Raw genomic sequence first — 13945 nt, 5'->3', positions numbered from 1 at the left:
CTCCAACACATACACTTACCCTATCATTTAAAAAGAAATAAAAAACGCAAGCAATAAATACCGCCACCCCCTCGCAACTTAATTAAACATTAAACAAAGCGGAACCAAGATTAAAACCAATCGATATCTAAAATAATTAACATCGCAAAAATATAAATAGCATATATGTAAAAGAGGTTATTAAGAGTGGAACCTCACTCGCATAACGCCAACTTTCGTAAACCACCCGCCCTCAGGTTCAGGTATACTGCGACCTTCAATTCCACAAACATCAGGCATACCATGACAGACCTAATCCATCGCCCTCGCCGCCTGCGCAAATCTCCTGCGCTACGCGCTATGTTTGAAGAGACAACACTCAGCTTAAATGACCTGGTGTTGCCGATCTTTGTTGAAGAAGAACTCGACGATTACAAAGCCATCGACGCCATGCCGGGCGTGATGCGCATTCCAGAGAAATACCTGGCGCGCGAAATTGAACGCATTGCCACCGCAGGTATCCGTTCGGTCATGACCTTCGGCATTTCCCACCACACCGACGACACCGGCAGTGATGCCTGGAAAGAAGATGGTCTGGTGGCGCGCATGTCGCGTATCTGTAAGCAGACCGTACCGGAAATGATCGTCATGTCCGACACCTGCTTCTGTGAGTACACCTCGCATGGTCACTGCGGCGTGTTGTGCGATCACGGCGTCGATAATGATTTAACCCTTGCCAACCTCGGCAAACAGGCAGTCGTTGCTGCCGCTGCGGGTGCAGATTTCATCGCCCCTTCCGCCGCAATGGATGGTCAGGTGCAGGCGATTCGCCAGGCGCTGGATGCTGCGGGCTTCACCGATACCGCGATAATGTCCTACTCAACTAAGTTTGCCTCTTCTTTCTATGGCCCGTTCCGTGAAGCGGCAGGTACAGCGCTGAAGGGCGATCGTAAAACCTATCAGATGAACCCGATGAACCGCCGCGAGGCGATTCGCGAATCACTGCTGGATGAAGCCCAGGGTGCAGACTGCCTGATGGTGAAACCGGCCGGCGCGTACCTCGATATTCTGCGCGATATCCGCGAACGCACCGAATTGCCAATTGGCGCTTATCAGGTCAGCGGTGAATACGCGATGATCAAGTTCGCGGCGATGGCGGGTGCTATCGATGAAGAGAAAGTGGTGCTGGAAAGCTTAGGTTCGATCAAACGCGCGGGCGCGGATCTGATCTTCAGCTACTTTGCGCTGGATCTGGCTGAGAAAAAAATCCTGCGTTAATTGACCTTGTGCCGGATGGCGGCTTCGCCTTATCCGGCCTGTTATCGCCAGGTCCGGTCAGCGAAGCGCCAGCGGTTATTCACCCGGCCCGATAAAACGGCTTGTCTCCAAGAATTGTCGCCCGGTGCATAATGCGCCGCTGCGGCAGATAATCCGCGTTAGCATAGTGCTGCGTCACGCGATTATCCCAAATCGCCACATCGTTAGGCTGCCAGCGCCAGCGCACCTGGAACTCCGGTTTGGTGATATGCGCGAACAAAAAGCCCAGCAGCGCCTCGCTCTCTTTTTCCGTCACATCGACAATTCGCGTAGTAAACCCTTCATTCACAAACAGCGCTTGCTTGCCACTCACAGGATGGGTACGCACCACCGGATGCAATAACGGTGGATGTTTGGCGACCGCCTCCAGCCAGCGCTGATGCTCCTCTGGCGTCTGGCGATATTTATATTCCTGAAATGATTTACGAAAATCATGCTCTGCCCGCAGGCCGCTCAGCAACTGGCGAAACGGCTGTGAAAGAGCATCATAAGCGGCAATCCCGCTGGTCCACAGGGTGTCTCCGCCTGTCGATGGCAGCTCTTTCGCCGCCAGAATCGCACCGGCGGGCGGCGTGTCGATAAACGTCACATCAGTGTGCCAGTTGTCGTTATCGGGCGGATTATCGTTGTGGGTATCCAGCACGATTATTTCGTCCACCCCTTCGGCATGTGGATAGACCGGGTGAATATGCAGGTCGCCAAAACGTAGCGCCAGCGCGCGCTGCTGCTGTGGCGTAATCACCTGCTCGCGCAGGAACACCACCTGATGGCGCAATACAGCATGATAAAGCTGTTCAAACTGGTTATCGCTTAATGGGCGCGTTAAATCCGCGCCGGTAATTTGTGCGCCAATGTATGGCCCCAGCGGGGTAATGCTCAGACGTTCACTCATTGTACTTCTCCATGCCAGGGTGTCAGACGGCGCTGAAGCGCGCGCAGACCCAGCTCTAAAATAAACGCGATAACGGCAATTACCGCGATCCCCGCCAGCACAACATCCGTTGCCAGAAACTCACCGGCTGATTGCACCATGAATCCTAAACCTCGCGTCGCGGCAATCAGCTCCGCCGCCACCAGGGTCGACCACCCCACGCCCAGTCCAATGCGCAGTCCGGTCAAAATCTCCGGCAAGGCACCTGGTAAAATCACAAACCACAGCACCTGCGCACGGCTGGCCCCCAGCGACTGCGCGGCCCGGATTCTCACCTGCTGCGCACTTTTTACGCCCGCTAGCGCTGACATCGCCACAGGGGCGAAAATCGCCAGGTAAATCAGCAGGATCTTGGAGGTTTCACCAATACCAAACCAGATAACCATCAGCGGCAAATAGGCCAATGGCGGAACCGGACGATACAATTCAATGATTGGATCGAGAATGCCGCGAATCGTCGGACTCAGCCCCATGGCGATACCGACCGGAATCCCCAACAGCACCGCCGCCAGCAGCGCGATAACAATACGCGTCAAACTGGCCGCCAGATGCTGCCACAGCGTGGCCTCCATAAACCCCTGCGGCCCGGCAATACTGATGAGTTTTTGCAAAACCTGGCCCGGCGGCGGCAGAAACAACGGGCTGATTAACTGCAGCGCCGCCACCGTCCACCACAGCGCCAAAATGACGGCCAGCGTACCGAGGCTTAAAGTCATCTGGCGCGAGAACGGCCAGCGCCAGTTCAGCGCCCGCGGGCGGCGGGGTTTGTCATTAATCACCACGCTCATGAGAAGGCCTCCCGTTGTTCAAAGACACGACTTAACACATACTCGCGCATGGCGATAAACTGCGGATCGGACTTAATGCTGCGACTCGCCTCTCCGGCCACAAAACGCCGGGCGAAATTAAGCGGCAGTCGTTCCAGCACCCGGCCAGGGCCTGGCGACAGCAATACCAGTTCCGTGGCCATAAACACCGCTTCTTCGATATCATGGGTAATCAACAGCACCTGTTTCCCCGTTTCATGCCAAAGTTTCAGCAGCAGGGTTTGCATCTGCTCGCGGGTAAAGGCGTCGAGCGCGCCAAACGGTTCATCGAGTAGCAACAGCTGCGGGTTGGCCGCCAGCGCCCGCGCAATGCCGACACGCTGACGTTGCCCACCGGAAAGCTGCCAGATAAAGCGTTTTTCCGCGCCCTCCAGCCCCACTTTCTGCAACATTTCCTGAGCAATACGCTGACGCTGCGGTTTCTCCATGCCCGTCAGTTGCAGACCGAAGGTGACGTTGTCCTGCACGTTGCGCCAGGGCAACAGACCTTCATTCTGAAACACCACTCCACGTTCTGCGCCAGGTCCTTCGACCTTACTGCCCGCCAGCATAATACTGCCGTGTTGATACGGTACAAATCCGGCAATCAGATTTAACAATGTGGTTTTCCCACAACCGGAAGGTCCCAGCACCACCAGCAGTTCACCGCTATCGAGCGTCAGGTTGATATCCTCAAGCACCGGTTTACCGCCGTAACTGGCATTAAGATGAGAGATTTGCAGCATCAGCGTCCCCTTTATTGCACGAAACGATCGGTCACGTACTGGCTATAATCCGTCGCTACGGCGGGCACTTTGCCCTGCTCTTTAAGGAACTGCGCGGTGTCGATAATCGCTTTATTTACCGGTCCGGTAAGCTCGGCGGTTTGCTGCTGCGGAGTCAGATAGGTGTTACCTTTCACCAGCCCCGGCACATCCGCCTCTGGCACACCGCTTAAGCGCGCCAACTTGCTGATATTCTCCGGTTGTTTGAGCCAGGCATCCGGGTTGGCGATATAGGGCTGCTGCGCATCGATGGCGCTTTTCGCAAATGCTTTCACTACCTCAGGGTATTTCTCGGCAAAATCTTTGCGTACCACCCACACGTCCAGCGTTGGCGCCCCCCATTCACCGACTTTTTCCGAGTCAGTCAGTACCTTGCCGTCTTTTTCCAGCGCATTGACTGCAGGCGCCCAGACGTACGCGCCGTCAATATCTCCGCGCTGCCAGGCGGCAATAATCGCCGGTGGCTGAAGGTTCACAATCTCTACCTGGCCGGGTTTAATCCCCCAATGTTTCAGCGCTGCCAGCAGGCTGTAGTGGGTGGTGGAGATAAACGGCACGGCAATGCGCTTACCAATCAAATCTTCCGGTTTACTGATGTTTTTCTTCACCACCAGCGCTTCAGAATTGCCGAGCTTTGATGCCAGCAGGAAAACCTCAATCGGCACCTGCTGACTGGCCGCTACCGCCAGCGGGCTGGAGCCGAGGTTACCGATCTGTACGTCGCCGGATGCCAACGCGCGGACAATACTCGCGCCGCTGTCAAACTTGCGCCAGTCAACGGTGGCTCCGCTCTCTTTAGCAAAGGTGTTATCCGCCTGCGCCACTTTGGCGGGTTCGGCGGAAGTTTGATACGCGACGGTGACGTTCACCGCCTGCGCCTGAAATGCGATGAATGCCAGTGCGGCAAGAAGTGCGTTACGCGATGAATTAGCCATGATTGTCTGCTCCCCTGTCTTGTTATAGGAGGCAGTATTTCGTTGCGGCCCACTTTGATAAAGGAATTAAAAATTCTGGCTAAGAACAAAGCGTTTTTAGAAAAAAACCGGCAATGCTTATACACAAAATCATTCAAGATGCGTCGAGGCGGCAAGGGAAGAAATCCCCAGGAGCATAGATAACTATGTGACTGGGGTTTCTGAGTGCAGCCAACAAAGAGGCAGCTTGAAGGATGAAGTGTATTGCGATTTTGTTACATTCGTTACATAACTGCGCCTGGATGATTGCCAGCGCTGCGCTGGCAGGCATCATAGACGCTATTGTCAGGCAAGAGAGCAATATCATGATTCATGTTGTGCTGGTGGATGACCATGTGGTGGTTCGTTCCGGCTTTGCGCAATTACTCAGTCTCGAAGACGATCTCAACGTCACCGGTCAGTTCAGTAGCGCGGCGGAGGCCTGGCCTGCATTACTGCATGATGACGTCAACGTGGCGGTGATGGACATCGCCATGCCGGATGAAAATGGCCTGAGCCTGTTAAAACGACTGCGGGCGCAGAAGCCCGGTTTTCGCGCCATTATTCTTAGCATTTATGACTCGCCAACGTTTGTACAAAGCGCACTGGATGCTGGCGCCAGCGGCTATCTGACCAAACGCTGTGGACCCGAAGAACTGGTACAGGCGGTACGATCGGTGGGTATGGGCGGGCATTATCTGTGCGCCGATGCGCTGCGGGCATTACGCGGCGGCGAGCAGCCCGCGCAGGTCCTGGAGGTACTGACCCCGCGCGAGCGCGAAGTGTTTGATCTATTGGTCAAAGGCGACAGCGTGAAAGAGATTGCCTTTAAGCTCGATCTCAGCCACAAAACGGTTCACGTCCACCGTGCGAACGTGCTGGGCAAATTGCAATGCCACAGCACTATCGAGTTGGTGCATTTTGCCCTCGACCACCAGCTACTGACGGGGCATTAATGTCGCGTAACCTTCGTCATTGGGTAATCTCCCTGTTTATTCTGCTGGCCTGGGGATCGGGCTGGTTGATGCTGTGGACGCTGGGGTTTTACCTGACCCACAACGGTCAGCAGGCGGCATTATTCCTGCCACACGGGGTCTATCTTGCTCTGTTGATTCTGCTTTCTCGCCGCTACTGGCCCGCGCTGGTGCTGCCGCCGGTACTGATGCTGTTCTGGCTGCACAGCGAGCAATTATTGAATGGCTATATTTTGCTGGTAGCCCCATTAATTAGCCTTCTTCCGGCAAGCATCGGTCAGTCATACTGGCACCGCTTCCCCCTGTACTGGCAGCGCTTAACGCTGCTGCTGGCCGCGGTAACAATTACCTCATTGCTTAATACCGCCCTGCTGTCACCGTTTATCGAAAGCCCGGCAACGTTAATTGGCCTGGCGTCGTTTACCGGCGGCGTGCTGCTGACGCCGTTTGTCTATCTGATCTATGAATTTCTGCGCCAGCAGCACCGTTATCATTTGCTCGGGTTGGATACCACCAATCCCCCGCTGCGCACCTCGCTTATCATCTGGTGCAGCCTGTTTTTTATTATTGGCATTGGCACGCAGATGGTACTGTCGCCGGATATCGAGCGCCTGCTGCTGATCGTGGTGTTTTTACCAAACGTGGTGATGGCATGGAAATTCGGCTGGCAGGGCGGCGTGTTGTCTGGATTGCTCGGCAGCATGATGATCACCATCGCCCGGCAGATAGGCGTGGGGTTCAGTAATCTTCTTGAACTGGAGATTTTTCTCGCGACGCAGGCGTTGCTGGGTATTGGTCTTGGCATCGCCATCAGCCGCCAGCAGCATCTGGCGCAAAACTTGCACCATTATCGCCAGCGTCTGGAAGCCGAACTGGCGGCACGCCGTGCGCTGACCGAACAGCTGATTCGTACCGAGGAAGACACGCGAAAAAGTTTAGCGCGTGAACTGCATGACGAAATAGGCCAGAACATCACCGCCATCCAGATTCAGACGCAACTGGTCAAACGCGCGCCGGGTCGCGAGCAAACGCTTGAGGCAGCGAATCAGATCAACGATCTTGCCCGGCGCATTCACCACTCCACCCGCCAACTTCTGCGCCAGTTGCGCCCGCCCGCGCTTGATGAACTGTCTTTCAAAGATGCGCTGTATCATCTGGTGAATGAATTTGCCTTTGCCGAGCGGGGCATCCGCTGCCGATTTAATTACCATCTGGAAAATACGCCAGAAAATGAAACGGTGCGCTTCACGCTGTATCGCCTGATGCAGGAACTGCTCAATAACATCTGTAAGCATGCCGATGCCAGCGAGGTATCGATTACGCTACGCCAGCGGGAACACCGTCTGTCACTGGAAGTCGATGACAACGGCGTGGGTATCCTCCCGGAAAAAATCCCCGGTTTCGGTATCCAGGGCATACGTGAGCGGGTAAGCGCCCTCGGTGGCGAACTCACGCTGGAATCGAACCACGGCACGCGGGTAATTGTTAACCTGCCCACAAATTTGCAACAAACCAGCCGCTAACCAGGAAAAAGTCTTAGTCACTGCGGACTTTCTCTCATCCCCTTTTGCTTTCACTTTCCTATAGTCAGCACAAACGGAGACCGCCATGCACGCACGCGAAACAGACCAACAATACCGGACGCTACGTCCACAATTGCTGATGTGCATGGTGATTGGCTACGCCGCGTTTTATCTGACGCGCAAAAGCGTCAACTATGTACTCCCGGCGCTGCAAACGGATCTGGGGCTGGATAAAGGCGATATCGGTCTGCTGGGATCGCTGTTTTATCTGACCTACGGCCTGTCGAAATTCGCCGCCGGATTGTGGCACGACAGCCATGGGCAGCGCGCATTCATGGGAATCGGCCTGTTCGCCACTGGTGTTTTGAACGTGGTGTTCGCCTTTGGTGAATCGCTGACGCTGCTGCTGGCGGTCTGGACGTTGAACGGATTTTTCCAGGGCTGGGGCTGGCCGCCCTGCGCCCGCCTGCTGACCCACTGGTACTCGCGCAACGAACGCGGCTTCTGGTGGGGGTGCTGGAATATGTCGATCAACATCGGCGGGGCCATCATCCCGCTGATTAGCGCCTTTGCCGCCCTCTGGTGGGGCTGGCAGGCAGCGATGCTGGCACCAGGGATAATCAGCATGGCGTTAGGTATCTGGCTCACCCTGCAACTGAAAGGCACGCCCCAGGAGGAGGGATTACCGACGGTTGGAGAGTGGCGGCACGATCCGCTGGAGCTACGTCAGGAGCAGCAGAGCCCGCCGATGGGGCTGTGGCAAATGTTACGCACCACCATGCTGAAAAATCCGATGATCTGGCTGCTTGGCGTGTCGTATGTACTGGTCTATTTGATCCGCATTGCGCTCAACGACTGGGGCAACATCTGGCTGACGGAAAGCCACGGCGTGAATCTACTCAGCGCCAATGCCACGGTGATGTTGTTTGAAGTCGGCGGCTTGCTCGGCGCGCTATTTGCCGGATGGGGATCGGATCTGCTGTTCAGCGGTCAGCGCGCGCCGATGATATTGCTGTTCACGCTGGGGCTGATGGTATCCGTCGCCGCCCTGTGGCTGGCCCCGGTGCACCACTATGCGCTGCTGGCAGTGTGTTTCTTTACCGTGGGCTTTTTTGTGTTTGGCCCGCAGATGTTGATTGGTCTGGCTGCTGTCGAATGCGGACACAAAGCGGCGGCAGGTTCAATCACCGGTTTTCTCGGGCTGTTCGCCTATCTGGGGGCCGCGCTGGCGGGTTGGCCGCTGTCGCTGGTCATAGAACACTACGGCTGGTCGGGAATGTTCAGTTTGCTCTCGGTTGCCGCTGTTTTTATGGGTTTATTGCTGATGCCATTGCTCATTGCGGGCATTACCCCTTCTCTCAGTCAAAGGATAAAACAATGAAACTGACGCTTACCTCTACCCTGATTGCCTCCGCTCTGACGCTGGCGGCCTTCAGCAGTGCGGCACAAGCTCAAGGACGTCTGGTGGTGTATTGCAGCGCCACCAACGAGATGTGCGAAACCGAAACCAAAGCCTTCGGCGACAAATATGATGTGAAAACCTCATTTATTCGTAACGGCTCCGGCAGCACGCTGGCGAAGGTCGATGCCGAGAAGAAAAACCCGCAGGCTGATGTGTGGTACGGCGGTACGCTGGATCCACAATCCCAGGCCGGCGAAATGGGCCTGCTGCAGCCGTACAAATCACCTAACCTCGCGCAGATCATGGAGAAGTTCCGCGATCCCGCAAAAGTAAAGGGTAACCTCTCCTCGGCGGTGTATGTCGGTATTCTGGGCTTTGGCGTTAATACTCAACGCCTGAAAGAGAAAAACCTGCCGGTGCCGAAATGCTGGAAGGATCTGACCAAACCAGAATACAAAGGGGAAATCCAGATTGCTGACCCGCAGAGTTCAGGCACCGCCTACACCGCGCTGGCGACCTTCGCCCAGCTTTGGGGTGAGGATCAGGCTTTTGATTACCTGAAACAGCTCAACGCCAACGTCTCCCAGTACACCAAATCCGGCATTGCTCCGGCGCGTAATGCCGCCCGTGGCGAAACGGCGATCGGCATTGGCTTCCTGCACGACTACTCGCTGGAAAAAGAACAGGGCGCCCCGCTGGAGCTGATCTCCCCGTGCGAAGGCACCGGCTATGAAATTGGCGGCGTCAGCATCCTGAAAGGCGCGCGTAACCTCGACAACGCCAAACTGTTCGTTGATTGGGTGCTGTCGAAAGACGCCCAGGAGTTGGCATGGAAGAAAGGTAAATCCTATCAGATCCTGACCAACACCACCGCCGAGACCTCGCCGAACTCGCTGAAGCTCGACGACCTGAAGCTTATCAACTACGACATGGATAAGTACGGCTCGACCGACGTACGTAAAGCCCTGATCAATAAGTGGGTTAGCGAAGTGAAGATGGGTAAATAAGCCCACGTTGCGTTCATTTGCCGGGTGCGGCGTAAGCGCCCGCCCGGCCTGAAATACCGGAACCGCTATGTCACACACACTTGCACTCCATCCCGTGAAAAAACGGGATGCGATATTTCTTTGGGTTTTGCTCGGCTGGCTGGCGTTTGCCCTGCTGCCAAGCTGGAGCCTGGACTACGGTCTGCTGGAGTCGACGAGCGAAGAAATACTCGCCGCCTACGGCTGGTCACAATTCAATATCAGTTGGTTATGGTATCTGCTACCGAGCCTGCTGCTGGTACGCCCGTTCCATGAAGCCAGACGCGAACAGCGCGGCCGCCATTATCTTGACGCAGGCTGGGCATTCTTCTGCATGGCCTTTATCGTCGCCAGCGCCACGCTTGAAGGTCGCGGCTTAGGCTATGCCACCATCGTCCTGTTTGTGGCGCTTGGCGCAATTATGACCCTGGCGCTTACCCGTCTGGAATGGCTGGGCGGCGACCGTTTTGTCATCGGCTCGCTGACCGCGATTGTCGCGCTGATCGGTATTTTTATCGTCTGGCCGAGCATCGCTATTTTCATTCCGATGTTCACCAACGACGCTGGGGAATTTGCGCCACTGGCGTTTATGAATGTGCTGTCGCAGGCGCATATCATTCAGGTGATCCTCAACTCGATTATGCTGTCGATTGCCGTCGGCGTCGGCTGTACCTTCTTTGGCCTGGTGCTGGCTATCTACACGACCCGTATCGCCAGACGTAGCGCCATCATCGGACGTATCTTCTCGATTCTGCCGATCGTTACCCCGCCGTTTGTCGTCGGTTTAGGCGTTACGCTGATGATGGGTCGCTCCGGTTACATCACCGAATTTATGGTCGACTGGTTCGGCTTAACCAACACCAACTGGCTGTACGGTTTTACCGGCATCTGGCTGGCGCAGGTGCTGGCCTTTACGCCGATGGCGTTTATGATCCTCGACGGGGCGATCAAGACCATTCATCCGTCGCTGGAAGAAGCGTCATACACCCTGCGTGCCAGCCGCTGGCAGACCTTTAACGGCGTGTTTGTCCCGCTACTGAAACCGGCGCTGGCGAACGCCTTTTTAATTGTGGTGGTACAGTCGCTGGCCGACTTCAGTAACCCGCTGGTGCTCGGCGGTAACTTCGACGTGCTGGCAACGCAAATTTACTTCTACATCACCGGCTCGCAGCTCGATTATCAGGCCGCCAGTACGCTGGGCGCGTTCCTGCTGCTGTTCTCGCTGCTGGTATTCTGTGTGCAGTACATGTGGATCGGCAAGCGCTCCTACGTGACGGTCTCCGGTAAATCCTACCGGGGCGACGTCCAGCCGCTGCCAGTGACGCTGGTGTGGAGCGTGGTTGCGCTGCTGGCGGTGTGGATTGCCTTTAACGCCCTGCTCTACGGCAGCATTTTCTACGGCAGTTTCACCGTTAACTGGGGCGTGGACTACACCCTGACGCTGGCGAACTTTACCAAACTGTTCGGTCAGGGGATGAGCGACGGCGCGTGGCCTTCACTGCTCGACACTCTGCTCTACGCCGGGATTGCCGCGCCGATCACCGCAATCTTTGGTCTGCTGATCGCGTGGATTGTGGTGCGCCAGCAGTTTAAAGGTAAAAAAACCATCGAGTTCACCACCATGCTGTGCTTTGCCGTTCCTGGCACCGTAGCGGGCGTGTCGTACATTCTGGCCTTTAACAGCGCCCCGGTGTACCTCACCGGCACCGCCGCCATCGTGATTATCTCAATGGTGATGCGTAACGTGCCGGTCGGAATTCGGGCGGGCATCGCGGGCTTAGGCCAAATCGATAAATCGCTGGATGAAGCCTCGCTTAGCCTGCGTGCCGGTTCCCTGCGGACCATTACGCATATCCTGCTGCCGCTGCTGCGCCCGGCGATACTCTCGGCGCTGATCTACAGCTTTGTGCGCGCCATTACCACCGTCAGCGCCATTGTGTTCCTTGTGACGCCGGATACCCGCGTGGCGACGGCCTACATCCTCAACCGCGTGGAAGACGGCGAGTACGGGGTGGCGATTGCCTACGGTTCGATTCTGATCGTGGTGATGCTGGCGATTATTTTCATCTTTGACTGGCTGATCGGCGAATCACGTACCTCCCGTTCAAAAGCTAAAAACCAGGCGTAATGGAGCGCACTATGACTCAGAAAAATTTCGTTGAACTGCGCAACGTCACTAAACGATTTGGCAGCAACACGGTTATCGACAACATCAACCTCACCATTCCGCAGGGGCAAATGGTGACGCTGCTCGGCCCCTCCGGCTGCGGCAAAACCACCATTTTGCGCCTTGTCGCCGGGCTGGAAAAACCGAGTGAAGGCCAGATTTTTATTGATGGCGAAGATGTCACCCATCGTTCCATTCAGCAACGCGATATCTGCATGGTGTTTCAGTCGTATGCTCTGTTTCCGCACATGTCGCTGGGAGAGAACGTCGGCTATGGCCTGAAGATGCTTGGCGTGTCGCGCAGCGAAGTGAAGACGCGGGTGAAAGAAGCGCTGGCGATGGTCGATCTGGAGGGGTTCGAAGAGCGCTATGTCGATCAGATCTCCGGCGGTCAGCAGCAACGCGTGGCACTGGCCCGCGCGTTGATCCTCAAACCGAAGGTGCTGCTGTTTGATGAGCCGCTGAGCAACCTGGATGCCAACCTGCGTCGCAGCATGCGCGACAAGATCCGCGAGCTACAAAAGCAGTTTGATATCACCTCGCTGTACGTTACTCACGATCAGAGCGAAGCCTTTGCGGTTTCCGATACCGTACTGGTGATGAATAAAGGACACATCATGCAGATCGGTACGCCGCAGGATCTTTATCGTCAGCCGGCCTCACGTTTTATGGCGAGCTTTATGGGCGATGCCAACCTGTTTCCGGCCACCTTTAGCGCAGGATACGTTGATATCTACGGCTATCGTTTGCCGCGACCGCCGCACTTTAACGATCACGGAGAAGGGATGGTCGGCGTGCGCCCGGAAGCGATCACGCTCAGCGATCGCGGCGAGGAGAGCCAGCGCTGCGCGATCCGCCATGTCGCCTATATGGGCCCTCAATATGAAGTCACGGTGGAGTGGCATGGACAGGAGATCTTGTTACAGGTCAACGCCACGCGCCTGCAGCCGGACGTCGGCGAGCAGTACTACCTTGAAATCCACCCGTACGGCATGTTTGTGCTGGCAGATGCGGCATAAGATTTTGTTGCTTTGTAGGTCGGATAAGGCGCTTATGCCGCCATCCGGCAATGCCTGATGCGCTGCGCTTATCAGGCCTACAGTGAACGATGTAGGCCTGATAAATTCTCAGCTTCACGCTTTAAGCGCGGCAATATCCTTCGGCGTGGTGCGACAACACCCGCCGATCAACCGTGCGCCAGCGGCCTGCCACTGCGGCAAATAATCCGCCAACTGCGCACAATGCTCACTGTGATGATGCCAGGTTTTGCTTGCCGCATCATAATGCTCGCCTGAGTTTGGATACACCACCAGCGGCAGCGCCGTTAAGCCGTGCAGATGCTGCAATGCGGCGGTGGTCTTTTCCAGCGCAATACAGTTGATGCCTAACGCCACCACCTGCGGATAAGCCGCCAGCAACGACACCACGTCACGCAGCAGCGTACCGTCGCTCAGGTGCTCGCTGTCGCGCAGAGTAAACGAGAACCACGCCCTGGCACGCGGATACGCGGTCAACAGCTCAGCCAGCGCGCCAATCTCGGTAAAATTCGGCAGGGTTTCACAGGCCAGCAGATCGGCCCCGGCATCCAGCAACGCTTCCACGCGCGGACGGTGAAACGCCTGAAATTCCTCAGCGCTACGTTGATAATCGCCACGATACTCTGATCCATCCGCCAGATACGCGCCATAAGGCCCGACGGAGCCTGCCACCAGCAGCGTACCCGCCTGCGGGTTCTCAGCCAGCCAGGCTTCACGCGCTTTACGCGCCAGCTCCACGCTTTTGCCAATCAGCGCTTTCGACTGCGCTTCATTCAGGCCGCGCGCGGCAAAACCTGCCGGCGTGGCCTGATAGCTGGCGGTGATCGCGCATTGCGCCCCCGCCCGGAAATAATCAAGATGCACTTCGCGGATAAGCTGCGGATTTTCGACCAGCACTTTGGCTGACCACAGGCTGTCTGCTAAATCACAACCGCGCGCTTCCAGCTCCGTCGCCATCGCACCATCCAGTAACAGGAAATCCTGTTTGTCGAGGATGGCGCTTAACGGATTATTCTGCGACATGTTCTGGCTCCTGTTTTGATGGA

General features: G+C 56.1%; 12 protein-coding genes. 7 read left to right on the top strand and 5 right to left on the bottom strand.

The genetic code is table 11. The annotated features are described in order from the left end of the window. The first annotated feature begins 282 nt into the window (after positions 1–282). Positions 283–1257: a porphobilinogen synthase gene (gene hemB, locus OOJ59_RS00940; protein WP_160955592.1), complete on the top strand. Its 975-nt coding sequence runs from the start codon at positions 283–285 to the stop codon at positions 1255–1257. A gap of 79 nt (positions 1258–1336) precedes the next feature. On the opposite strand, the gene tauD is transcribed toward hemB, so the two are convergent. The 4 genes from tauD to tauA are packed head-to-tail and all read right to left on the bottom strand — an operon-like array spanning position 1337 to position 4753. Beyond that, on the bottom strand, positions 1337–2188 hold the full coding sequence (gene tauD / locus OOJ59_RS00935; RefSeq protein WP_038638080.1) for a taurine dioxygenase: 852 nt from the start codon (positions 2186–2188) through the stop codon (positions 1337–1339). Further along, the gene (gene tauC, locus OOJ59_RS00930) at positions 2185–3015 is read right to left on the bottom strand and encodes a taurine ABC transporter permease TauC (RefSeq protein ID WP_160955593.1); all 831 of its coding nucleotides are present in this window, start codon (positions 3013–3015) and stop codon (positions 2185–2187) included. Before tauC ends, tauD begins: the two co-directional genes overlap by 4 nt. Continuing rightward, the gene (gene tauB, locus OOJ59_RS00925) at positions 3012–3779 is read right to left on the bottom strand and encodes a taurine ABC transporter ATP-binding subunit (protein WP_069323927.1); all 768 of its coding nucleotides are present in this window, start codon (positions 3777–3779) and stop codon (positions 3012–3014) included. Before tauB ends, tauC begins: the two co-directional genes overlap by 4 nt. 11 nt (positions 3780–3790) lie before the next feature. After that, a complete protein-coding gene (gene tauA / locus OOJ59_RS00920; protein ID WP_069323926.1) occupies positions 3791–4753 on the bottom strand; it encodes a taurine ABC transporter substrate-binding protein in 963 nt (320 codons plus the stop codon). A gap of 344 nt (positions 4754–5097) precedes the next feature. Between tauA and OOJ59_RS00915 the strand changes: the two genes are divergently transcribed. The 6 genes from OOJ59_RS00915 (at position 5098) to fbpC (ending at position 12881) form a co-directional block, all read left to right on the top strand. After that, entirely contained in the window at positions 5098–5727 is a 630-nt protein-coding gene (locus OOJ59_RS00915) for a response regulator transcription factor (protein WP_038638064.1), read from the top strand. Beyond that, the gene (locus OOJ59_RS00910) at positions 5727–7268 is read left to right on the top strand and encodes an MASE1 domain-containing sensor histidine kinase (RefSeq protein WP_160955594.1); all 1542 of its coding nucleotides are present in this window, start codon (positions 5727–5729) and stop codon (positions 7266–7268) included. Before OOJ59_RS00915 ends, OOJ59_RS00910 begins: the two co-directional genes overlap by 1 nt. An 85-nt stretch (positions 7269–7353) precedes the next feature. After that, the gene (gene uhpC, locus OOJ59_RS00905) at positions 7354–8649 is read left to right on the top strand and encodes an MFS transporter family glucose-6-phosphate receptor UhpC (RefSeq protein ID WP_038638059.1); all 1296 of its coding nucleotides are present in this window, start codon (positions 7354–7356) and stop codon (positions 8647–8649) included. After that, complete coding sequence (locus OOJ59_RS00900) at positions 8646–9677, top strand: ABC transporter substrate-binding protein (RefSeq protein WP_069323924.1); 1032 nt, start codon at positions 8646–8648, stop codon at positions 9675–9677. The genes uhpC and OOJ59_RS00900 overlap by 4 nt, the downstream gene beginning before the upstream one ends. A 67-nt stretch (positions 9678–9744) precedes the next feature. Continuing rightward, entirely contained in the window at positions 9745–11823 is a 2079-nt protein-coding gene (locus OOJ59_RS00895; protein ID WP_085047663.1) for an ABC transporter permease, read from the top strand. Positions 11824–11834: 11 nt separating this feature from the next. Beyond that, entirely contained in the window at positions 11835–12881 is a 1047-nt protein-coding gene (gene fbpC / locus OOJ59_RS00890; protein WP_137346907.1) for a ferric ABC transporter ATP-binding protein, read from the top strand. A gap of 114 nt (positions 12882–12995) precedes the next feature. On the opposite strand, the gene mmuM is transcribed toward fbpC, so the two are convergent. Further along, the gene (gene mmuM, locus OOJ59_RS00885; protein WP_160955595.1) at positions 12996–13922 is read right to left on the bottom strand and encodes a homocysteine S-methyltransferase; all 927 of its coding nucleotides are present in this window, start codon (positions 13920–13922) and stop codon (positions 12996–12998) included. Between the last annotated feature and the right edge of the window lie 23 nt (positions 13923–13945).

Origin of the sequence: Citrobacter sp. W9 (assembly GCF_026719375.1) — a bacterium.
Lineage (GTDB): Bacteria > Pseudomonadota > Gammaproteobacteria > Enterobacterales > Enterobacteriaceae > Citrobacter > Citrobacter werkmanii.
The sequence above is the reverse complement of the archived record's forward strand: the minus strand, read 5'-3'. Positions and strand labels throughout refer to the sequence as shown.

What these genes read in the sequence shown, in the direction of transcription:
- OOJ59_RS00900 (WP_069323924.1), top strand. Translation starts at nt 8,646, where the DNA reads ATGAAACTGACGCTTACCTCTACCCTGATTGCCTCCGCTCTGACGCTG.
- hemB (WP_160955592.1), top strand. Translation starts at nt 283, where the DNA reads ATGACAGACCTAATCCATCGCCCTCGCCGCCTGCGCAAATCTCCTGCG.
- tauA (WP_069323926.1), bottom strand. Translation starts at nt 4,753, where the DNA reads ATGGCTAATTCATCGCGTAACGCACTTCTTGCCGCACTGGCATTCATC.
- OOJ59_RS00915 (WP_038638064.1), top strand. Translation starts at nt 5,098, where the DNA reads ATGATTCATGTTGTGCTGGTGGATGACCATGTGGTGGTTCGTTCCGGC.
- uhpC (WP_038638059.1), top strand. Translation starts at nt 7,354, where the DNA reads ATGCACGCACGCGAAACAGACCAACAATACCGGACGCTACGTCCACAA.
- mmuM (WP_160955595.1), bottom strand. Translation starts at nt 13,922, where the DNA reads ATGTCGCAGAATAATCCGTTAAGCGCCATCCTCGACAAACAGGATTTC.
- tauB (WP_069323927.1), bottom strand. Translation starts at nt 3,779, where the DNA reads ATGCTGCAAATCTCTCATCTTAATGCCAGTTACGGCGGTAAACCGGTG.
- tauD (WP_038638080.1), bottom strand. Translation starts at nt 2,188, where the DNA reads ATGAGTGAACGTCTGAGCATTACCCCGCTGGGGCCATACATTGGCGCA.
- tauC (WP_160955593.1), bottom strand. Translation starts at nt 3,015, where the DNA reads ATGAGCGTGGTGATTAATGACAAACCCCGCCGCCCGCGGGCGCTGAAC.
- fbpC (WP_137346907.1), top strand. Translation starts at nt 11,835, where the DNA reads ATGACTCAGAAAAATTTCGTTGAACTGCGCAACGTCACTAAACGATTT.
- OOJ59_RS00895 (WP_085047663.1), top strand. Translation starts at nt 9,745, where the DNA reads ATGTCACACACACTTGCACTCCATCCCGTGAAAAAACGGGATGCGATA.
- OOJ59_RS00910 (WP_160955594.1), top strand. Translation starts at nt 5,727, where the DNA reads ATGTCGCGTAACCTTCGTCATTGGGTAATCTCCCTGTTTATTCTGCTG.